The 20,614-nt window shown below is 56.9% G+C and carries 21 protein-coding genes; 8 read left to right on the forward strand and 13 right to left on the reverse strand.

The window, feature by feature from the left end; genetic code table 11:
- Positions 1–106: 106 nt before the first annotated feature.
- From GM298_RS01245 to GM298_RS01260, 4 genes are all read right to left on the reverse strand, one after another.
- Positions 107–1,804, reverse strand: a complete 1,698-nt coding sequence (locus GM298_RS01245) for an NAD-dependent malic enzyme (protein WP_008501715.1) — start codon at positions 1,802–1,804, stop codon at positions 107–109.
- Positions 1,805–1,980: 176 nt separating this feature from the next.
- On the reverse strand, positions 1,981–2,118 hold the full coding sequence (sra, locus tag GM298_RS01250) for a stationary-phase-induced ribosome-associated protein (protein WP_008501714.1): 138 nt from the start codon (positions 2,116–2,118) through the stop codon (positions 1,981–1,983).
- Positions 2,119–2,213: 95 nt separating this feature from the next.
- Positions 2,214–2,429 carry a biofilm-dependent modulation protein gene (gene bdm / locus GM298_RS01255; protein ID WP_013096534.1) on the reverse strand — a complete coding sequence of 72 codons (216 nt, stop codon included), beginning with the start codon at positions 2,427–2,429 and terminating at the stop codon, positions 2,214–2,216.
- 231 nt (positions 2,430–2,660) lie between these two features.
- Positions 2,661–3,512, reverse strand: a complete 852-nt coding sequence (locus tag GM298_RS01260) for a Vmh family MBL fold metallo-hydrolase (protein ID WP_266153370.1) — start codon at positions 3,510–3,512, stop codon at positions 2,661–2,663.
- A gap of 110 nt (positions 3,513–3,622) precedes the next feature.
- Between GM298_RS01260 and GM298_RS01265 the strand changes: the two genes are divergently transcribed.
- Positions 3,623–4,498: a LysR family transcriptional regulator gene (locus GM298_RS01265; protein WP_045285777.1), complete on the forward strand. Its 876-nt coding sequence runs from the start codon at positions 3,623–3,625 to the stop codon at positions 4,496–4,498.
- On the opposite strand, the gene GM298_RS01270 is transcribed toward GM298_RS01265, so the two are convergent.
- Positions 4,486–5,448, reverse strand: coding sequence for a hypothetical protein (locus GM298_RS01270; RefSeq protein ID WP_416347185.1), 963 nt, complete (start codon positions 5,446–5,448; stop codon positions 4,486–4,488). The genes GM298_RS01265 and GM298_RS01270 overlap by 13 nt on opposite strands.
- Before the next feature lie 133 nt (positions 5,449–5,581).
- On the opposite strand from GM298_RS01270, the gene GM298_RS01275 reads away from it, so the two are divergent.
- Positions 5,582–6,010, forward strand: a complete 429-nt coding sequence (locus tag GM298_RS01275) for an OsmC family protein (RefSeq protein ID WP_095448987.1) — start codon at positions 5,582–5,584, stop codon at positions 6,008–6,010.
- Positions 6,011–6,033: 23 nt separating this feature from the next.
- Here the strand turns inward: GM298_RS01275 and GM298_RS01280 are convergent, their stop codons facing one another.
- Complete coding sequence (locus GM298_RS01280; protein ID WP_045285775.1) at positions 6,034–6,939, reverse strand: LysR family transcriptional regulator; 906 nt, start codon at positions 6,937–6,939, stop codon at positions 6,034–6,036.
- A gap of 133 nt (positions 6,940–7,072) precedes the next feature.
- On the opposite strand from GM298_RS01280, the gene GM298_RS01285 reads away from it, so the two are divergent.
- A complete protein-coding gene (locus tag GM298_RS01285; protein ID WP_045285774.1) occupies positions 7,073–7,822 on the forward strand; it encodes an SDR family NAD(P)-dependent oxidoreductase in 750 nt (249 codons plus the stop codon).
- Here GM298_RS01285 and GM298_RS01290 read toward each other — a convergent pair.
- From GM298_RS01290 to GM298_RS01320, 7 genes are read right to left on the reverse strand one after another with little or no spacing between them, the layout of a single operon-like run.
- Positions 7,819–8,748 carry an ABC transporter ATP-binding protein gene (locus GM298_RS01290; RefSeq protein ID WP_262784086.1) on the reverse strand — a complete coding sequence of 310 codons (930 nt, stop codon included), beginning with the start codon at positions 8,746–8,748 and terminating at the stop codon, positions 7,819–7,821. The genes GM298_RS01285 and GM298_RS01290 overlap by 4 nt on opposite strands.
- Positions 8,741–9,727, reverse strand: coding sequence for an ABC transporter ATP-binding protein (locus GM298_RS01295; protein ID WP_025756510.1), 987 nt, complete (start codon positions 9,725–9,727; stop codon positions 8,741–8,743). Before GM298_RS01295 ends, GM298_RS01290 begins: the two co-directional genes overlap by 8 nt.
- Entirely contained in the window at positions 9,727–10,620 is an 894-nt protein-coding gene (gene ddpC, locus GM298_RS01300; protein ID WP_266153373.1) for a D,D-dipeptide ABC transporter permease, read from the reverse strand. Before ddpC ends, GM298_RS01295 begins: the two co-directional genes overlap by 1 nt.
- Entirely contained in the window at positions 10,617–11,639 is a 1,023-nt protein-coding gene (locus GM298_RS01305) for an ABC transporter permease (RefSeq protein ID WP_059386669.1), read from the reverse strand. Before GM298_RS01305 ends, ddpC begins: the two co-directional genes overlap by 4 nt.
- A 22-nt stretch (positions 11,640–11,661) precedes the next feature.
- Positions 11,662–13,194, reverse strand: a complete 1,533-nt coding sequence (locus GM298_RS01310; RefSeq protein ID WP_059386670.1) for an ABC transporter substrate-binding protein — start codon at positions 13,192–13,194, stop codon at positions 11,662–11,664.
- A 15-nt stretch (positions 13,195–13,209) separates the two neighbouring features.
- Complete coding sequence (ddpX, locus tag GM298_RS01315) at positions 13,210–13,785, reverse strand: D-alanyl-D-alanine dipeptidase (RefSeq protein WP_045285768.1); 576 nt, start codon at positions 13,783–13,785, stop codon at positions 13,210–13,212.
- A gap of 12 nt (positions 13,786–13,797) precedes the next feature.
- Positions 13,798–14,652, reverse strand: a complete 855-nt coding sequence (locus GM298_RS01320) for a MurR/RpiR family transcriptional regulator (protein ID WP_126800758.1) — start codon at positions 14,650–14,652, stop codon at positions 13,798–13,800.
- A gap of 266 nt (positions 14,653–14,918) precedes the next feature.
- On the opposite strand from GM298_RS01320, the gene GM298_RS01325 reads away from it, so the two are divergent.
- The 5 genes from GM298_RS01325 (at position 14,919) to GM298_RS01345 (ending at position 20,525) form a co-directional block, all read left to right on the forward strand.
- Positions 14,919–16,400 carry an alpha/beta hydrolase gene (locus GM298_RS01325; protein WP_266153378.1) on the forward strand — a complete coding sequence of 494 codons (1,482 nt, stop codon included), beginning with the start codon at positions 14,919–14,921 and terminating at the stop codon, positions 16,398–16,400.
- A gap of 644 nt (positions 16,401–17,044) precedes the next feature.
- The gene (locus tag GM298_RS01330; RefSeq protein WP_266153379.1) at positions 17,045–18,733 is read left to right on the forward strand and encodes a T6SS phospholipase effector Tle1-like catalytic domain-containing protein; all 1,689 of its coding nucleotides are present in this window, start codon (positions 17,045–17,047) and stop codon (positions 18,731–18,733) included.
- Positions 18,734–18,743: 10 nt separating this feature from the next.
- Complete coding sequence (locus GM298_RS01335) at positions 18,744–19,445, forward strand: DUF2931 family protein (RefSeq protein WP_266153380.1); 702 nt, start codon at positions 18,744–18,746, stop codon at positions 19,443–19,445.
- A 62-nt stretch (positions 19,446–19,507) separates the two neighbouring features.
- A complete protein-coding gene (locus GM298_RS01340; protein WP_266153381.1) occupies positions 19,508–20,194 on the forward strand; it encodes a DUF2931 family protein in 687 nt (228 codons plus the stop codon).
- 199 nt (positions 20,195–20,393) lie between these two features.
- On the forward strand, positions 20,394–20,525 hold the full coding sequence (locus GM298_RS01345; RefSeq protein WP_266153382.1) for a hypothetical protein: 132 nt from the start codon (positions 20,394–20,396) through the stop codon (positions 20,523–20,525).
- The last annotated feature ends 89 nt before the right edge of the window (positions 20,526–20,614 follow it).

A 20,614-nucleotide genomic window follows, 5' to 3' on the forward strand; every position in this document is an offset into this window, starting at 1 on the left:
GCGCGGGTAAAGGGGTTTGGCTAGTGGGGCGTGAATGTGTGATTCATATTGAGGGTTCGGAACCATTCCCTCTCCCGAAGGGAGAGGGAATGGTTGAGGCGCAGAGTTAAATCGAGGTACGGCGATAGCTGCGGTATTCAGGCTTCCAGAAGTTGTCGTCAATAGCCTGCTGCAGCGCGTCGGCAGAGGTCTTCACCGCCACACCCTGCTGCTGCGCCATTTTACCGACCGCAAAGGCAATAGCGCGCGACACCTTATGAATGTCTTTCAGCTCTGGCAGCACCAGACCTTCGCCGTCGTTGACCAGCGGCGAGTGGCCCGCCAGGGTTTCGCTCGCGGACATCAGCATTTCATCGGTAATGCGCGACGCCCCGGAGGCGATAACGCCCAGACCAATGCCCGGGAAGATATACGAGTTGTTACACTGGGCAATGGGATAAGTTTTATCTTTCCACACGACCGGATCGAACGGGCTGCCGGTAGCAACCAGCGCGTTACCTTCGGTCCAGGCAATGATGTCCTGCGGCGTTGCTTCCACGCGGGAGGTCGGGTTGGAGAGCGGCATCACGATAGGGCGTTCGCAGTGCTTGTGCATTTCGCGAATAATCTCTTCGGTGAAGAGACCGGTTTGACCGGAAACGCCAATCAGAATATCCGGCTTCACGTTGCGCACCACGTCCAGCAGGGAGAGCACTTCGTTGTCGGTATCCCAGTTTTTCAGGTTCTCGCGCTTCTGCACGAGTTTGGTCTGGAACGGCAGCAGGTTCGGCATACCGTCGGTCAGCAGGCCGAAGCGATCAACCATAAAGACGCGGGAGCGGGCCAGCTCTTCACTCAGGCCTTCACGCTGGGTCTGGGCGATAATCTGCTCGGCGATACCGCAGCCCGCAGAGCCCGCGCCCAGGAAGACGATTTTCTGGTAGCTCAGCTGGCTGCCTGCCGCGCGGCTGGCGGCGATAAGCGTCCCCACGGTCACCGCGGCGGTGCCCTGAATGTCGTCGTTAAAGGAGCAGATCTCATCGCGATAGCGGTTCAGCAGCGGCATCGCGTTTTTCTGCGCGAAGTCTTCGAACTGCAGCAGCACGTCCGGCCAGCGGTGCTTGACGGCCTGGATGAAATCATCGACAAACTGATAATACTCGTCGTCGGTAATACGCGGATGACGCCAGCCCATATAGAGCGGATCGTTAAGCAGCTGCTGGTTGTTGGTACCGACATCCAGCACCACTGGCAGGGTATACGCCGGGCTGATGCCGCCACAGGCGGTATAGAGGGAGAGTTTACCGATTGGGATCCCCATCCCGCCAATGCCCTGGTCGCCGAGGCCGAGAATACGTTCGCCGTCAGTCACCACGATCACTTTGATATTGTGGTTCGGCACGTTCTGCAAAATGTCGTCCATGTTGTGACGGTTCTGATAAGAGATGAATACCCCGCGGGAGCGGCGGTAGATCTCAGAGAAACGCTCACAGGCCGCGCCTACCGTCGGGGTGTAGATCACCGGCATCATCTCTTCCAGATGGTTCTGCACCAGGCGGTAGAAGAGGGTTTCATTGGTGTCCTGAATGTTACGCAGGTAGATGTGTTTGTCGATTTCAGTTTTGAAACCCTGATACTGGATCCACGCGCGCTCTGCCTGCTCTTCAATGGTTTCCACCACTTCCGGCAGTAAACCCAGCAGGTTAAAGCTGCTGCGCTCTTCCATGCTGAAGGCGCTGCCTTTGTTGAGCAGGGGGAATTCGAGTAAAACTGGTCCGGCGTATGGGATGTATAAGGAACGATGTTTTTTCAGTTTGTTGTCCATGTCACTCACTCTTTTTATGAAGATCCGTCCCTGACACTGCTGTTTGTCATCTTTCTGGCCTGTGCGATGGGATGCGGTCCGGCGGTATTATAAAGGAGCTAAATATGAATTACCGCAACACATAAACAAAAACACCATCGGGATTACCGATGGTGTTCTGGATCTCACTCTGGAACTTACTTGCCGGCGTGGCGTTTTCTGCCGGTGGCGTGAGTGACTTGCGTCTCATGGTCGCCTTCAATCACCACTTTGCGCTGATTAGAAAGCTTGTAGTTCAGTCCCAGAATATGGCGTGCCTGACGGTTCGATTTCATGTTAACTCCTCAATCCTGTTGATAGTTTTAAGGACCAGTTTGCTTACGCAAACGAAATGTAACCCCTTAGGTTGCAGATTCAGCTTAGCAGGTTTTTACAAGGGTGCGTTTTGCCCGCTGACGACGTAGTTAATGGTCTGCTGGTAGATGTCACTGAGGATGTCATTGTCTGTGGATTCCACCCATTTGGTCAGTTCCATTAAAATGTCATCTTCAGTCACAGCACCGTGCTCGGCGTGAAGACCCTGCGCAATCGCGTTAACGAGTTCAGGTTGTGCTGCTGCGGTATTAGCCGGGTAATAAGTAAACATGCTGCCTCCGTGTCGTTGTCTGTTTAATGGTACGGCTCGCAAAAAATTAATTCATAAACAGAATGGCAAATATTTTCCCGGTTGTGGTTCAGATTCATCTTAGAAATAAAAATGCCATAAGTGCATGCTTTTATGTGGTTTTAACGGGTGGGAATATATTGTCGCGTCACGGAGGGAATATTAGGGAGATGCTCCTGCCATCATGAAAATAGAGCAGGAGCAGCGTTTAAATTACCACTTCATTTCGCCGGTATTGACCTTAGCGCTTAATTCCAGTGAGCTCTCTTCCGCAAGATTCGGATACTGTTTTTTCAGGGTACGGATAACGCCAGCGGAATCTTTATGTGCAGCTAAAGCCTTTTCAAAGCGCTGCAGATAGTCACGCGTAAAATCAATCGCGCCACTGCCCGCGGGTGGATTACCCAGATAGTGACCTGGGATCACGCGTTCTGGCTTATGCGCAGCCATCGTCTGCAGGGTGTCCTGCCACTGCTTACGGCTTTCCGCGGTCTGCGTGTCTGCCGTCCAGACGTGAATACCCCACGCTACCCCGGTGCCGCCGAGGATGGTTTTCGCTGACGGGATCCACACATAGGCCGCGTAGCTGTCAGGCTGCTCGATGTCGATCTTTTCTCCGTCAACCATAAACGTGGTAGAGGCGAGTACCTGCGGAACAACCAGTTCCGTTGGCGCACCGTCTTTCATCTGCGGACCCCAGAAAGCCAGCTTCGCGTCTTTGGTGGCCTTAATATGGTCAACCACGTGCTGTGTGGCCACCACTTTGGCATTCGGGAAGGCTTTAACCAACGGCTGCAGGCCAAAGTAGAAATCCGGATCGCCGGAGGTGATCACAATCTTATTCAGGGTTTTGCCGCTGCGGCGAATCTTCTCCACCAGCGCTTCGCCATCTTTCACGCTGAACTGCGCGTCAAACAGCACCGCTTCCTTCGGACCGGAAACCAGCGTGGAAGAGACCGCGAAAATGCCTTTTTCCTGCGGGTTATAGGTATCAACGTTCAGCGGTGCGGCAAACGCGGCTGGCGTGAAAAGGGTGGAAAGCAGGGCAATGTGAGTGAGTTTCATGCTGTTGTCTCTGTTGTTCAGGAATGTGTCTATTGTACGGATATTCGTATTTGCCAGAATTCCTGAAACAAGACATGCTTAGTTTCATAAATCGAGCAGATGGAGTGGATATGGATCGCGTTATTGCCGCCCAGGTTTATAACCGGATATGCGAGCTGGGAAGTTTGAGCGCGGCGGCCCGCGCGCTGGGTATCTCCCGGCCGATGGTAAGCCGTTATCTGGAACAAATGGAAAAGTGGGCGGGAACCCGGCTGGTAAACCGCTCCACGCGCAAGCTGACGCTGACCGCGGCAGGCGAAAAGGTGCTGCAAAAAACGCGGACGCTCTCGCAGATCTCGCAGGAAATTGAGGGCCAGTCGGAAAAAGATCTGCCGTCAGGCACCCTGCGGGTGGCCTGCGCGCACTTTACCGCCATGCACCTGATTGCGCCGGTGCTGCCCGGTCTGCTCTCGCGCTACCCGCAGCTGCGTATCGAACTGGACGTGAATAATCACCCGGTGAGCCTGGTGGGTGAGCGTATTGATGTTGCCGTGCGTATTACCGACAACCCCGAGCCCGGGATGATTGCCCGCCGCCTGGGGGAGTGTCGTTCGGTACTCTGCGCCTCGCCGGATTATCTGGCACAGCACGGGACACCCGACAGCCCCGAAGCATTAGCGCAGCATAACTGCCTGCACTACAGCTTCTTTGCCGGTCAGTCCTGGCACTTTCTGACCCCGGAAGGGGAAAGCCTGAGCGTCGCCGTCAGCGGCAACCTGAGCGCCAGCATCTCTTCGCTGTTGATGGAGGCGGCGATGAAGCACTGCGGTATTGCCATGCTGCCGGAGCGCGAAGCGCGTGCCGCCCTTGAGCAGGGATTGCTGGTGCCGGTGCTGGCGGCGCTTGCGCCAAAACCGCTGGCCATCCATGGCATTTATCAGTCCCGGGAGTATCAGCCTGCCGCGCTGCGGGTGTTCCTTGATGAGCTGGCCCGCTACCTGGCATGAGGGGGCGATGATTTTTTCTGTAGCCAGGGCGAAGCCGTGCTCCAGAAAATAATATCGGCCCCGAGATAGTTTTCTGCGAACTGGTCAAATTCCGCTTTGGTAAAGGGCTTACCGGTCTTTGGATTTTTATAGGTCAGGGTAGGCTCCTGAACCGCCATCGCGATGAGCGGCAGCTTCTGTTTATTTTTATTGAAGAAGGGATAGGCATTCTTCATGTGCGCCTTGCGGTTGGGCACGATGTCCGGCCCGCCCAGGCCGATGTTGTTGGCGCTGGCATAAGCAAAAAGCCGCCCCATATAGTTATGGTCATTATCCCATTCGCACGGCCAGAAATTGACATATTGCACCACATGGGATTTCTGAAACGCCTTACGCGCAAAGGCCAGGTTTTCCATTTCGCCTGCAAAGTAGCTGTCGCAGCTAAACCCGGCGGGCGGATGTTTCTCGTCAAGATCGATGGCGGTTTCGGGCAGGTTTACCCCATACACCTCGCCATCAAAGCGTTTTGCAAGGGCCGCCAGCAGTGCCTGGTAGCGCTGGCGCACGGCAGGATCCCACTGGCGCGCTACCCATCCTGAACCGACGGGCTTGCCTTCGCCGGGGTTATCGAACTGCGGTGCGAGCCCGCCACCGTATTGCTTATCGTGCAGCAGATAATCCGGGACGTAGCGGGCGTCCGGCTCAAAAAAACGATCCTGGATCTGGATGAAGAGCTTTTTTCGCGCGGCCTGAAGGCGCGCCAGATCCCGTTCAATCCGCGAGAAGTCATACCGGTCCTTCTCCGGCTCAAGCGCGCGCCAGTTATAGACGATCTGCACGCCGCCGATGTCGCTTCGCGCAACAAGCGGGAATGCCGCGTCGAGTTCGTCGGAACTGGTGTAGATAAAGTTCTCCGGCGTTTTCGCCAGCAAAGACAACGAAAGAGCCAGCGTGGTTGCCGCAACGGCCATCCTGATTTTTAGCGCCACAGGTTTATCCTTTTTGTCGGTACAGCAGGTGAATGTCCCGGAATTATCTGTGTTCCGGGGTGGGTCAGGTACGTAGTCTATACTTAACCCTTTGTAAGCCAAAAGGAGAGCAAGAATGACGATTCATAAGAAAGGTTCGGCACACTGGTCCGGTGATATCAAGCAGGGGAAAGGGACGGTTTCTACTGAAAGTGGCGTCCTGAATCAACAACCTTACGGCTTTAATACCCGTTTCGAAGGCGCTAAAGGGACCAACCCGGAAGAGCTGATTGGTGCAGCACATGCTGCCTGCTTCTCAATGGCACTGTCGCTGATGATTGGTGAAGCGGGCTACACCGCGGATTCCATTGATACCACGGCGGATGTCTCGCTGGATAAAACCGAGAGCGGCTTTGCAATCAGCAAAATTGCGCTAACCAGTAAGGTTACTGTGCCAGGTATCGACCCACAGAAGTTTGACGGCATTATTCAGAAAGCCAAGGCGGGCTGCCCGGTGTCGCAGGTACTGAAAGCCGAGATCACGCTGGACTATACGCTTAACTAAGCCTGAGCCGGGTTAGCGCCCGGCTATCCCTTCAGCGCGGCGGGAAACACGTCCGCCAGCCACGCAATAAACACCTTTAGACGATGGGTCAAATGTCGGTTCTGCGGGTAAACCACATGAAACGGATAAGCGGCAGGGCGCCAGTTGCCGAGTATTGCCTTCAGTGTCCCCGTCTGTAAATACGCATTTGCCGAATACGCAAAGGTCTGCACAATCCCCAACCCCGCGACGGCAGCCGCCAGATGGGCATTGCTTTCATTGACGCCAAGATAATGTGGAATATTGATTTCCAGCGTCTCGCCGTTCTCACTAAAGCGAAACGGAAATGCCCGCCCGGTAATGGGCGAAAGGTAGCTAATGAGCTTGTGACCATTGCACAGCTCCTGCGGATAGGCCGGAACCCCATGATCTTTCAGATAACCTGGCGTCGCGCAGGTAACCATTTCGGCGCTCCCGAGATGACGGGCAATGAGGGTCGAGTCGTTCAACGGGCCGCCGCGGATCACACAATCCACGTTTCCGCTGATCAGGTCTACCGGACGATCGGCCACGCCAAGGTCGATGCGAATATCCGGATAACGCTGCATGAAATCCGGCAGCAGGGGGATGAGCACGTCACGGGCGGTGGATCCGCCCACGTCTACCCGCAAGTGCCCTTTTGGCGTGGCGCGGGAAACGCGAAAAGAGGTATCGATATCTTCGATATCTATCAAGACCCTCAGCGCTTTTTCATAGTAATCCGCTCCTTCCGGCGTCGCGGCGACCCGGCGGGTGGTGCGGTGCAAAAGGCGTATCTGCAGATGCGCCTCAAGCGCTTTTACAAGCTTGCTCAGAGTGGCTATCGGCATATTCAGCGAGTCCGCCGCGCGGGTAAAACTGCCGGTTTCCACCACCCGCGTGAAGGCGCGCATCGCCATAAGCTGGTCCATGATATCCCCTGATTATTTCTGTAGGTGCATAGTCATTTTCATTTTTGCCCATTTTTCACTAATACCGCAAGGGCTAAAGTCTGTGCAACGCGAGCGAAAGCGCGCAACGTAAACCCAACAAAAGGTAAATGACATGAACACAACACTCTCAGGAAAAATCGCACTGGTCACTGGCGGCAGCACCGGTATTGGACTTGCCACGGCGAAGGAGCTGGCGGCACAGGGCGCCAGGGTGTACATCACCGGACGTCGTCAGGCCGAGCTGGACGCCGCGGTAGCAGAGATTGCGTCTAACGCAGTGGGCATTCGCGCGGACGTCTCTAAGCTTGCCGATCTTGATGAGGTCTATGCCCGGATAGCCAAAGAAGAAGGCCGTCTTGATATCCTGTTCGCCAATGCCGGTGGCGGCGATATGCTGCCGCTGGGCGCGATCACCGAAGAGCAGTTTGACCGGATATTTGGCACCAACGTTCGTGGGGTACTGTTTACGGTGCAGAAGGCGCTGCCGCTGCTCTCCGCCGGATCGTCGATTATTCTGACCGGCTCGACGGTCTCCATTAAGGGGACGGCAAATTTTAGCGTATACAGCGCCAGCAAAGCGGCCGTGCGCAACTTTGCCCGCTCCTGGGCGCTGGATCTGCAGGGCCGGGGGATCCGCGTCAACGTGGTGAGCCCGGGCCCGATCAAAACCCCGGGTCTTGGCGACCTGGTGCCGGAAGAACAGCGTCAGGGGCTGTATGACGCACTGGCCGCTCAGGTACCTCTGGGACGTTTAGGTGCGCCGGGTGAAGTGGGGAAAGCGGTGGCGTTTCTGGCCTCCGACGCGGCCAGCTTTATTAACGCCACCGAGCTGTTTGTGGACGGCGGGATGGCGCAAATCTAATCCCGATTACGCCAGCAGCGGACGTTACGGCCCTCGTGAGAGGGCTGTAACGGCTGGGGACGTTCACATCCCTGCGTTGCCATCGGGCAACGGTCGCGGAAAAAACAGCCTTCAGGCAGATGACGGTTGCCGGGAAGCTCCGTTTTGCGCAAGGCCAGATTTTCGTCCAGCGGTTCACCGGTGCGGGGGACCGAATCAAGCAACAGACGGGTATAGGGATGGCGCGGCGCGCCCAGAACCTGCGCGGCGCTGCCCAGCTCGACAATCTGCCCGAGGTACATCACCGCCACGCGATCGCTCATGTGCCTGACCACCGAGACGTTATGCGAGATTAACACGTAGGTCAGATTACGCTGCTGCTGTAGCGTCACCAGCAGGTTGAGGATCTGCGCCTGTACGGAGATATCCAGCGCGCTGGTGGGTTCATCGAGCACGATGATGTCCGGATCGGACGAGAGCGCCCGGGCGATGGCGATGCGCTGGCGCTGCCCGCCGGAGAAAGCGTGCGGAAGGCGGTCGAGATATTCCGGGCGAATACCCACCTGCAGCGCCAGGTGTTCAGCCAGCTGACGTCGCTCCCGCTCGCTGCTGCGTTTTTGCACCCACACCGGTTCGGTGATGATGCGCCAGACCGGCAGGCGCGGGTCGAGCGAGGAGAGCGGATCCTGAAATACCATCTGCATACCGCCCGCGTGGGACGTCCGCTGACATGCGCCGGTGCTGGGCTTAAGCATGCCCATCAGTAACTGGGCAAGCGTGCTTTTCCCGCAGCCGGATTCCCCGACAATACCGAGCGTTTCCCCGCGACGGATCTGCAGGTCGAGCCCGTTGAGCGCATGCACCTGTTCCGTGACGCGCCCCAGCCAGTTTTTGCGCGCCGCAAAGTTCACGTGCACGCCATCCAGTTCCAGCAGTACATCAGACATGGGTTTTCTCCCGTTGTGGATACCAGCAGGCAGCCTGTTGGCCCTCTGCGCCAGAAGGGTGTAAGCGCGGCGTTTCGCTGCATTTAGCCCCGGCGGCAAAGCAGCGTTCGCGGAACGCGCACCCCTGCGGAAGCTGGCTGAGGTTAGGCACCGTACCGGGGATGGCGGGGAGCAGGTCGCGCGGCTGGCCGTTTTCCGGGGCGCACTGCAGCAGGCCAATGGAGTAGGGATGTACGGGCTGGTGGATCAGCGTTTGTGTGGCTCCGCTCTCGATCACGCTGCCGGCATACATTACATACACTCTGTCGCAGAGCTGCGACACCACAGCCATATCATGGCTGATAAACAGCACCGAGGTGCCGCTGGCTCGAGCTTTATGCTTCAGCAAGCGCAGCACCTGCAGCTGGACGGTGACATCCAGCGCGGTGGTGGGTTCGTCGGCGATAATCAGCTCCGGCTCGCAGGAGAAGGCAAGGGCGATCATCACCCGCTGGCGCATACCGCCTGAGAGTTCAAAGGGATAGCGCGCCATCACCGCCTTCGCGTCCGGGATCTGCATCTCTTCCAGCAGGCTCATCGCCTTCTGCTGCGCCTCGCGCCGCGAAAGGGGCTGATGCTGGCGGATCACCTCCACCATCTGTTTGCCTATCCGACGCGTCGGGTTGAGGGCGGTCATCGGCTCCTGAAAAATCATCGCCACCCGCGCACCGCGCCACTGGCGAAGCTGTTTCTCGGAGGCCGTCAGGACATTTTCGCCGAGTAATTTCACCTGACCATGATGAATACGATAGCTGCCCTCCGGCAGCAGCCGCATGGCGAGCATGGCGGTAACCGATTTACCGGATCCCGATTCGCCCACCACGCCGACAATTTCCCCCCTGTTAATCTCCAGCGAGACGTGGTTCAGCGCGTGGACCTCCCCGCGAAAAATCGGAAAGCTCAGGTGCAGGTCTTCAATGCTAAGTACCGGTTCGGTCATCACTGTTTTCCCCCCGATTTCGGATCCAGCAGATCGCGGATGCCATCGCCAAACAGGTTAAAGCCCACGGCGGTTATCAAAATCGCCGCACCGGGAAACGCGCAGTACCACCACTGGTCCAGAACGTAATTGCGGCCAACGGCCACCATCGCGCCCCATTCGGCGGTGGGCTGCTGCGCGCCGAGGCCAATAAAGCCCAGCGTGGCGGCCATCAGAATGGCGCTGCCAATGTCCAGCGAAGCCTGCACAATCAGCGGCGGCAGGGCGTTGCGCAGGATATGCCAGTTGATCAAATGCCAGCGGGATGCCCCAAACGTGCGGGCGGCCTGAACGTAGGTAAACTGGCGCACCACCAGGGTTTGCCCGCGCGCCAGGCGCACGTAAAACGGAATGCGGACAATGGCGATTGCCAGCATGGCGTTAAACAGGCTCGGCCCGAGCGCTGCCGCCAGCGCCATGGTCAGCACCAGGGAAGGAATGGAGAGCATAATGTCCATCACCCGCATAATAATGGCGTCGCCGCGCCCGCCCAGTACGCCGGACAAACAGCCCACCAGCGAGCCGATACCTCCTGCAATCACCACCACTGCCAGCCCGGCAGTAATCGACTGCTGGCTGCCCGCCAGTACGCGGCTGAACAGATCCCGTCCCACCTCATCGGTGCCAAACCAGTGCTGCGCAGACGGCGCCTGCAGGCGAGCAGTCAGATCCAGCGCGTTCGGGTCATGCGGTACGATCCACGGCGCGGCCACCATAATGAAAAGCATCACCAGCATAATGACGCCGCCAACGATCGTGAGCGGGCTTTGACGCAGCATCCAGAACAGTTTTGCCCAGTTGATACGTTGCCTGGCGCGCTTAACAGGGACGGACGTTTCCTGAGTCAACATCATTCGGCACCTCCGCGCCCGATTCGCGGGTCAATCCACAGGTAAAGCAGATCGACCACCAGATTAACCAGCACGTAGGCCAGTGAAACGACGACCGCAAAGCCCATCACGGCAGGGAAATCAAGCGCCTGAATGGACGTTACCACCCAGGCTCCCATCCCCGGCCAGGCAAAAACGGTTTCGGTGAGTACAGCGCCGTAGAGGAGATCCCCCAGCGCCAGCCCCAACACGGTAATGGACGGAATCATCGCATTGGGCAGGGCGTAGCGCAGGACGATATACCAGCCGGGCAGGCCGCTGGCGCGGGCGGTGCGGATGTAGTCCTCGCTAAGCTGCTCCAGCATCGCCGAGCGAACCTGACGCGCCACGATGCCGAGATGCACAAACGCCAGCGTCAGCGAGGGTAAAATCAGGTGCTGAAGCGCATTGAAAAAGACCTCGCCGTTGCCTTCCAGCAGCGCATCCAGCAGATAAAAACCGGTGACGTGTGTCGGCGGGTCGAGCCAGTCATCCAGCCTGCCGCCGCCGGGCAAAAGCTGCAGATGTCCGTAGAACAGCACAATGACGCCCAGACCGAGCCAGAAGGCCGGGGTGGAAATGCCGGTCATCGCCATCAGCCGCACCAGATGATCCAGCCAGCGGTTACGGTACACCGCTGACAAAATCCCCAGCGGCACGCCAATGACCAGCGCCAGCAGCAGAGAACAGAAGGCCAGCTCCAGCGTGGCGGGGAAAAAGGCCTTCAGATCCTCGGCGACCGGACGTCCGGTACGAATGGAAGTGCCTAAATCCCCATGGGCCAGAGCATTCACGTAGCGGCCAAACTGAACATACAGCGGCTGATCCAGCCCCAGCTGCTGGCGAATGTTCTGCACGATTTCGTCGCTGGCGCGGTCACCGGCCAGCAGACGAGCCGGATCGCCGGGGATCAGGTGCGAAATAATAAACGTGATAATACAGACACCGGCCACCACCAGGAGTAACCCCCAGCAGCGCTGGCGCACAATGCTCCAGAACGTCATACACTTTCCCCCGGCGAAACGGTTACTTACTCATGGTAGCGATGTTGAATACCTGCTCGAGCATCGGATTAAAGGTGAAGCCTTTGACCTCTTTGTTCATCGCCAGTTGGTAGTTCTTCTGGAACAGATAAACGTAGGCCGCCTCGTCAATCACCACCTTTTGCGCCTGCTGGTAATCTTTGGTGCGCTCCGCCTGGTCCGTGGTTTTCAGCGCGGCCTGCAGCAGCGAATCGACCTCTTTGTTCTCATAGAACGAACGGTTGCCCGGCAGCCCTTTTTTGTCCGATTCAAACCAGTAGTTCATGAACATGTACGGGTCGGCAAAGTCCGGGCTCCAGTTACCGATGGCGATGTCGTAATCGCCTTTGCCGACGCGGTCACGCATGGTGGCGTTGGCCAGTTTCTCCAGCTTGACGTTAATGCCGATCTTGCCAAGGCTGGCCTGCGTGGAAAGCGCGATAGGCTCCCAGTTCGGATCGTTGTCCGAGTAGAGGAAGGTCAGGCTGGCGGGCTTATCTTTCACCTTCTCCAGGGCCGCTTTGGCTTTGGCCTCGTCAAAACTGTACTGCATGGCCGTGGCGTCATAGCCCCACATGCCTTCCGGGATCGGGCCACGCATCTGCTTGCCATTGCCGCTCAGAATGCCTTTGACCATGCCCTGATAGTCCGTCGCCCAGGAGACGGCCCGGCGTAAATCCACCTGGTTGAGCGGGGCTTTGCTGTTGTTGAGGTAGAGATAGGTCACGCGTAAGGAGGGGTATTCCGCGACGGCCACTTTCCCTTCCTGCTTGAGAGCCGCGAGCTGATCGACCGGCAGAGAATCAGCAATGTCCAGGTCGCCGCGGGAAAGCTGCAGCCGGCGGGAGGCGCTTTCACCGATAATTTTCACCGACACGCGCTTAAAGTGCGGCTTTTCGCCCGGCCAGTGGGGATTCGGTACCAGGATCAACTGCTGGCCTTTCTGCCAGCTTTTCAGCATGAACGGCCCGGAGCCGGCAGTGTTTTGCGCCAGAAACCCGCGCGCGTCGTCCGCGGCATTGGCCTTCAGCACCGCCGGGTTAATGATGGAGGCTCCGTCATTCGCCAGGGTGTAGAGGAAGGGGGCGAACGGCTGGCTGAGGGTGAATTTCACCGTGTGGTCATCAATGGCCTCCACTTTCAGGTCTTTCGGGAAGGCTTCAGACGGCCCCTGGCTGAGTTTCAGCAGGCGCTCAAAGGAGAGTTTGACCGCCTCGGCGGTGACCGGCGTGCCGTCGGAGAATTTGGCGTTATCCGCCAGGGTAAACGTCCACTCCTTCTGGTCGTCGGAGGCTTTCCAGCCCGTCGACAGATCGCCTTCCACCTCGGTCGAACCGGGTTTGTACTTGACCAGACGCTGGTAGGACGGATAGGTAACGGTCCAGTCGTTGTTATCAATGGTGATGGCAGGATCGAGCGTTTGCGGGTCGGCGGCTTTACCGATCGCCAGCATATCTTTCGGGACGGCAGCCAGTGCCAGCGGGGCGCTCAGGGCCAGCGTAGCGGCAATGATGGTCGAGAGAAGCGATGTTTTCATGGCAGTGCTCCAGGTTTAAAGAGAGGTGTGCGTCTGGGGAAAACAGGCAAAACGGTCTTCAAGCAGCGGGTAGCTGGCGGCGTTCGGCAGTTCGAAGTGCCACCATTCGCTGGCAATCCCGACAAAACCGCCGCCGAACATGATGGCGTTCAACAGCAGACGGTTGCGCTGGGCGTGCGGCGGCACAGAGGGGTGATACGGATGCGAGCGGTCGTGCATTTCGTCAAAACCGGCCCCCATATCCAGCACGACGTTATGTTCGTCCATCAGCGTGACGTCGATGGCCGTACCGCGGCTGTGATTGGAGCCAATCGCCACGTCGACGACATATTCCGGGTTCGGGCAGGCATCCCACAGCCGGGCCTGCGCCTGCTGCGGTCGATAGGCGTCGTAGACCACCAGCTTCAGCCCGGCCAGCGCGGCAATGCTGATGGCTTTTGCCAGCGCGGTGGCGGCGTCGGTATGCAGCAGGCACAGCGCCTCCTGATAAATCGGGCGGCCGGTGATGTTGTCGGCGGTGGCGTATTTCAGATCGATATGCAGCGTGGGAAAGGTCTTCGCCACATCAATCAGTTGACTCTCTTCGGGCATAGCTCCGCTCCTTTAGCGTTCGAATTGTCCAAACTCTTGTTGTAATTCCCGGTTGACCGCCAGGCGCGCCGGAAGCGCATCACCGAGTGCTTCCACCACGCCCGACAGCAGCAGGTTGAACAGGCAGCTCACCGGGGCAAGGGAATCCCAGAAATGACCGGTATCGGTTTTCACCTGCAGCAAATCAAGCGGGTAATCCCGCGCCCAGGGGCACCAGATGTCGGTAATTAAGGCCAGCGGAATGCCTTTCTCGCTCGCGACGCGGCAGTACTGGCGCGCCATTGTGGAGTAGGTGCGGGTATCGGTCAGCACGACGTAGGGATGCGCAAACCCCGAGTTCAGGGATTCAACCCAGCTCCCGGATGCGCCTTCAGAATAGCTCACCCGCGGACGAAGGTACTCGAGGTGGCTAAAGAAGGCGTTGGCGATCCCGCGCGTGGACTGGATCCCCAGCACAAATACCGCGTCGGCGTGAGCAAGGCTATGCACCACCTGGCGGAAGACGTCCGTTTGCGCCAGCTGGTACACCTGGGTGATGGCGTCCACTTCCAGCGACAGGGCGTGCTGAAGTCGGTTGGGCAGAGGGCGCTGCTGCTGCCAGGAGTCCAGCCGCTCGTTCATGCCCCAGGGCTGATACGGGTCGCGCAGGCTCTTTTTGGCATCTTCAAGATTGCGATACCCCAGCTTGCGCAGGAAGCGTCCGACGGTGATCCCGCTGGTTCCGCTCGCCAGACCGACGCTCTCCGCCGTTTCAAACGGGATCTGCGCGGCGTGCGCCAGCAGCCAGCTAGCAACCCGCTTTTCGCTGGGCGTTAGCTGGCTGAAGATCGCTTCGATACGATTCAACATCTCTGGTTTCGTCGTCATACCGCCTCGCTGTTAACTGGCTGTCAAAAGCCAGATTTCTGTTACCACGTTAACAATGCATGACGCGTGCCATGTTCACAGGGCGAGTAAAACCCGCTGTGTGGTAAAATTCATGCAATATTTGTTTAACGAATGATCAACATTTGTGCAGCGTAGTTCACTTTTGGTGCACTGTCTGACGCGGCAGGTATGAATTTGGTGAATACGTCAGCTTGTTCACATTTTTGATAAGATAGAAGCACTGTGAAAATAAAAGGGATCCCGGCATGGCGAATCTGCCCTGGCGTGTCAGCGTGCGCGTTATCGCGCTTGCAAAGAAAATGGCGATGGTTGCGGGGATCGTCGTGGTCGTCCTGCTGGCGGTGCGGGTGTATCTTTCGCAACAGGGACCGGAACTGCACCTTTGGCACACCTGGCGGGCAGATGAAATGTCCGTGCGCGAGCTGGATAACGCCGATTTTGCCGGGTATCTCACCCGGGAAAAGGCGATTTTCGCCGAGCTGGATAACGCGGTAACGGTGAAAACAGGGCACGAGGAGCAAACGCCGCTAAACCGTTATTATCGCCAGAGCCTGGTGTGGCCTGGTCAGTTTTCACCCGATGCCAACCGCTCATTTGTGCTGATGCCACCCGGAAAGCCCCGCGGCGCGGTAGTGCTGCTGCACGGGTTGACGGACTCGCCTTACAGCGTCAGGCACCTGGCCCTGAACTATCAGCAGCACGGTTTTGTGGCCGTGGTTCCACGCCTGCCCGGGCACGGCACCGCGCCTGGCGCGCTTACTGACGTGGACTGGGAGATGTGGCTGGCGGCGACGCGCCTTGCCGTGCGGGAAGCCACGCGTCTGGCGGGAGAGCATGTGCCGTTGCATCTGGTGGGTTACTCCAACGGCGGAGCGCTGGCGATGAAATATGCCCTCGATGCGCTGGACGCGCCTGCGCTGCGAAAACCGCAGCAGGTGATACTGCTTTCGCCGATGATCGGCGTGACGGCCTTTGCGCGGTTCGCCGGTTTCGCCGGGCTACCGGCGCTGCTGCCAGCATTTGCCAAAGCGGCGTGGCTGAATATCGCCCCGGAATATAACCCGTATAAATACAATTCTTTCCCGGTTAACGCCGCCCGCCAGTCGTGGCTGCTGACGAAAGCCCTGCAGGAGCAGATTGGCCGCGCGGCGCGGGAAAACAGGCTGGAGAATTTGCCGCCGGTGCTGGCGTTCCAGTCGGTGATGGATTCCACGGTCAGCACCCGCGCGGTGGTCACCGGTCTGTTTGACCAGCTTCCGGCAAACGGCAGCGAGCTGGTGGTATTTGACATCAATCAGGCTGCCAGCTTCCGCCCGCTGTTCAAACCGTCGTCGTGGACGGCAACCTCGGCGCTACTGCCGGTTGCACAGAGGCGTTACAGTGTCACGGTTATCACCAATGCGGACGAGCACAGTTTCCCGGCGGTAGCGAAAACCACCCCGGCCGGCAGCACGCAGGAGACGGTCTTGCCGCTTGCGCAGTCCTGGCCACAGCATGTCTATTCGTTGTCGCACGTTGCCGTGCCGTTCCCGCCGGATGACGATCTCTATGGCCGCGAGCCTGGCGTGAAAAACCGCTATGGCATCAGTCTGGGGACAATTGCGCTGTGGGGAGAGACGTCCGTGCTGAGCGTCGGCAAAGAGGCGCTGATGCGGGTCACCTCGAACCCGTTTTATGACTATATGCTGGAGAGGATCGACAGCCGGATTGGGGACGGGGAGAAGTAACGTTCCCTTGCAGAGTACAGTTTGAACTCGTAAAAAATTTAATTTTTATCAGTTCGGTATTATCTAACATTAATCATACATCGAGGGGGTATTTCCTAAGGAAAAACGCTACTACAACACTTAATCTTAGATGTGATTTAAATAGGCAGAAAATCAGTTTTTATAATTTATTGATTTTATGGTTTATTTTATTTGCTGGCCATTCAATTATCCAGGGGGTGACTTTTTCATTATATGATTATCTAAAGACTTATAAGAAGTTTTATTTAAATATCAGCAAATATGAAATGATGGCTTTAGTCCTTGAACCCACTTTGTCTTTTTAATATTTCTCAAAAGATTCAGTTTAACCATGCAGCGCAAAGATTCATCGCCAACCGCAACTGACGGTCAACTGAAATTTATTGTCTTGAAACGTTACTCCATACTGTTCATAAGAACCGAATTGCGAAGACATGGACTCAATTACTCTCGCGAAGCTATGAGCCTACAAGAGGACGCGAACGGCATCCTTATAAAGGTTATCACTACTTATATCCTGTTCTCAGTAGTTCTTCTGGATGGAAGATATCGAAGATAGAACACTGATTTTAGTTAAGGTAAGATGCGATAATTATTAACCCGCGAAATTAAAAGGACTTTTCATGGGCACAAACGAGAAGGCTGCGCCGGAAGATACCCGCTATTACCGGTATGAAATTATTGGAGACAATACCCACCGAACCAGTATTCACTGCACAGAAAAAGTCGTCCAGTGCCGACGGGTGCCAGTCAGGGGGATCACGCTGACCGTAGGTGTCTTCTTTGACGGCACGGGGAATAACCGGGCGAATTCAGACGATCTGCGGCTGGCGTATGCCCACTGCGCCGGTCTGGTCGGCGAGGATCGTGCCAGGGCGTGCGAGAAGTATGAAAAGCATGCCAGAGCAGGGTTGGGGAACGCAAGCTGGCAGGGGGGCCCCACTAATATTTCGCGGCTTTTCGATCTTTACCAGCAGCATAATGAACTTAAAAACGGCGAAGTAGAGGCGCAGGTCAAAGCCTACGTATGTGGTATCGGCACGGCGGACGGGGAAAGCGACTCGACGATGGGTAAAGCGCTGGGCGGCAGTCTTATCCGGCAGTTTGAGGGGGTGGTGACAAAGACCGATGAGGCGCTGGATAAAATTATCACGGCGCTCAGGGAATTCATTGATGTTAACAGCACAGAGGTAGCAATAGCGAAGGTGCAGTTTGACGTGTTCGGTTTCAGCCGCGGGGCAGCGGCAGCGCGGCACTTTGCCAACCGGGTGATGAACCAGGACACGGAGATAGCGGCGGCGATAGACAAAGGGTTAGACCTGACAGGGCACCATGGAAAAGCGGCGGGAGAGGTACGCTTTCTGGGACTGTTTGACACGGTGGCGGCCATCGGGAGTCTGCTGAACTTCTATGGCATCAACGGGCGCAGCAACCCCGGCGTCAACCTCGAACTGCGTCCCTCGGTGGCGCAGAAGGTGTTTCAGATAAGCGCAATGCACGAGTGCAGATATAACTTCAGCCTGAACAGCATAGCGGGGATGTGGCCGGAGCTGGCGCTGCCGGGTGCGCACTCGGATATCGGCGGAGGCTACAACGCGGGAGAGGATGAAATATCCCTGCTGACGATGCCGGACTTTGAAGTGATACCGGAAAGCTCGGATGAAATGCAGACGGCAGTATACCGTAAGGCGGAGAAGATGCGTCAGACGCTATATTCGCTGCCAGCGCTGAAGTACCTGATGCCGCATGGTGAGGTGGAGACGAAAATGATTTCGTGGCCACTGGTTAACCGGGATAAGGCACGGGCGTTTATTTTTGAGAAGAAATCCGGCGCGGCGGTATTTATGACTCGCCAGGCGGTGCCGAACGACTGGGAAAAGGTGAGTATGCGCGTGATGCTCGATGCGGCACAGAACGCCGGGGTTATCTTTGCACCAATACTCAGCAGTAACAAGGAGCTGGCACTGCCGTCAGAACTACTTCCCTTGTGTGAGAAAGCGATAGCACAGGGGCGCGCAGTCCGGCTGGGCGTAGAGCCTGAGGGCTTTACTGCAGAGGATATGCGGACCATTGGGCGTTATCTGCACTGTTCAGCGAACTGGAACATCGACTCTGACCTGAGCCTGTGGGTGAGTCCGTCTTCGGGAGAGGTTTTTCTGCGAAACCACTATGCGCCGACGGATGAACGCTCCTTCGTGTGGCCGATGGCTCCTGCCAAAGGGTGGGTGCGGACGGTATGGCGGATGGACGACCAGCAGCAGTGGGAAGACAGGGCGCGGGCGAATGCGGACGCGCTGGACGGATTTTTCTGAGGAGGCAGGGATGAAGCGATTACCTCTTATGGTAGCTGTACTGGGCGTCATAGTGCTTTCAGGCTGCCATGACCGTCGGGCAGGTGTGAAAACGCTGTTAGGGGACGGCGTGGAACAGTATGGACAGAAGCTGCCCTACGATCACTGGCACTTTAATTTTTTCTATCCAGCCAACCTGCCGGCACTGGTGACCATGGTGTATCTGGAGGACGGGGATATCCGGGAAAGTATTTTCCGGCGACTTGATCCGACCGAACCCAGCCAGGGCAGCGTGGGAACATGGAGCCAGCGTGTAGGCGGTTTTCCAGCCAATTTTAATATTGGCAAGGCGCTGCCGGTCAGGATGACGGTGTGCTGGGACTCGGTTATCGACAAAAAGGCGTATGAGACGGAGATCTGGTTCAGCCGGGAGACCTGGCAGCAGATGCTCACAGCCTATCCTGATACCTATCGTCCCGGTAATACGTATTACCGAAACAAAATGATAATAGGTCTGGCCCCGGAAGGAAAAGTCAGAGTATGGCTGAAGGATAACCGTAATCCTGTTGTGCTCCAGCATCCCGCCAGGCAGTTCACCCTGACAGGGGATGATATGCTGATATGCAAAAACGTTCCTAACCGGATTGATTTCAGTTATATCGAGGCTAATGGTTACGATCCATTCATCCGCACTTTTATCGAGGGGAAGCGCTATCCGTATGGTAACTGGTAGGGAGGTTGCTTTCCGGCGAGCCGAGGGCGACGCGCTGGACGGACTTTTCTGAGGAGGCAGGGATGAGACGATTACCGCTGGTAGCGGTCATGTTGGGTTTCGTATTACTCGCCGGTTGCCACGATCGCCGGGAGGGTGTGAAGTCTTTGTTAGGGGACGGCGTGGAGCAGTGGGGGCAGAAACTGCCTTACGATCACTGGCAGTTTAATTTTTTCTATCCCGTCAACCTGCCGGCACTGGTGACCATGGTGTATCTGGAGGACGGGGATATCCGGGAAAGTATTTTCCGGCGACTGGATCCCACAGAACCGAGCCAGAGTAGCGTGGGGACATGGAGCCAGCGCGTGGGTGGTTTTTCAGCCAATTTTAATATCAGCAAGGCGCTGCCTGTAAGGATGACGGTGTGCTGGGACTCGGTTATCGATAAAAAGGCGTACGAAACGGAGATCTGGTTCAGTCGGGAGACATGGCAGCAGATGCTCACAGCCTATCCTGATGCCTATAAGCCGGGAAAGACGTATTACCGGGATAATATGATTATCGGACTGGCACCGGGTGGAACGGTGCGGGTCTGGCTGGAGGATAACGGCGATCCTGTTGTGCTCCAGCATCCCGCCCGGCAGTTCACGCTGACAGGAAATGAAATGCTGATATGCAAAGGAGTCACGAAACATCCTGACGGGTATGTTTATTACGGAAAGACACTCGAATTCATCAAGGGAAAAAACTATCCGTATGGTAACTGGTAGGGAGGCTCTGTCCGGCGGGCCGCTGGCCCGGACGGCTGCACGACAGTTAACAACTAGGCACCGAAGAATGAGTGCACCTTCGTGTCGCCAGTAAAAGGGTGGGTGCGGACGGTGTGGCGGATGGATGACCAGCAACAGTGGGAAGACAGCGAGCGGGCGAATGCGGACGCGCTGGACGGACTTTTCTGAGGAGGCAGGGATGAAACGATTACCGCTGGTAGCGACCATGTTGGGTGTCATATTACTCGCCGGTTGCCACGATCGCCGACAGTTTAATTTTTTCTATCCCTTCAACCTGCCGGCACTGGTGAGTATATACCTGGCAAAGTAACCGGCTCGAGGTTTTCGGTAAGTTACGTTGCCTTAGACCAGACAAAGCCAGGTAACTTTAACGAACTATCATTTTCGATATCCAAACAC

The sequence above is a fragment of the Enterobacter sp. HSTU-ASh6 genome (assembly GCF_026319105.1).
Taxonomy (GTDB): Bacteria; Pseudomonadota; Gammaproteobacteria; order Enterobacterales; family Enterobacteriaceae; genus Enterobacter; species Enterobacter sichuanensis.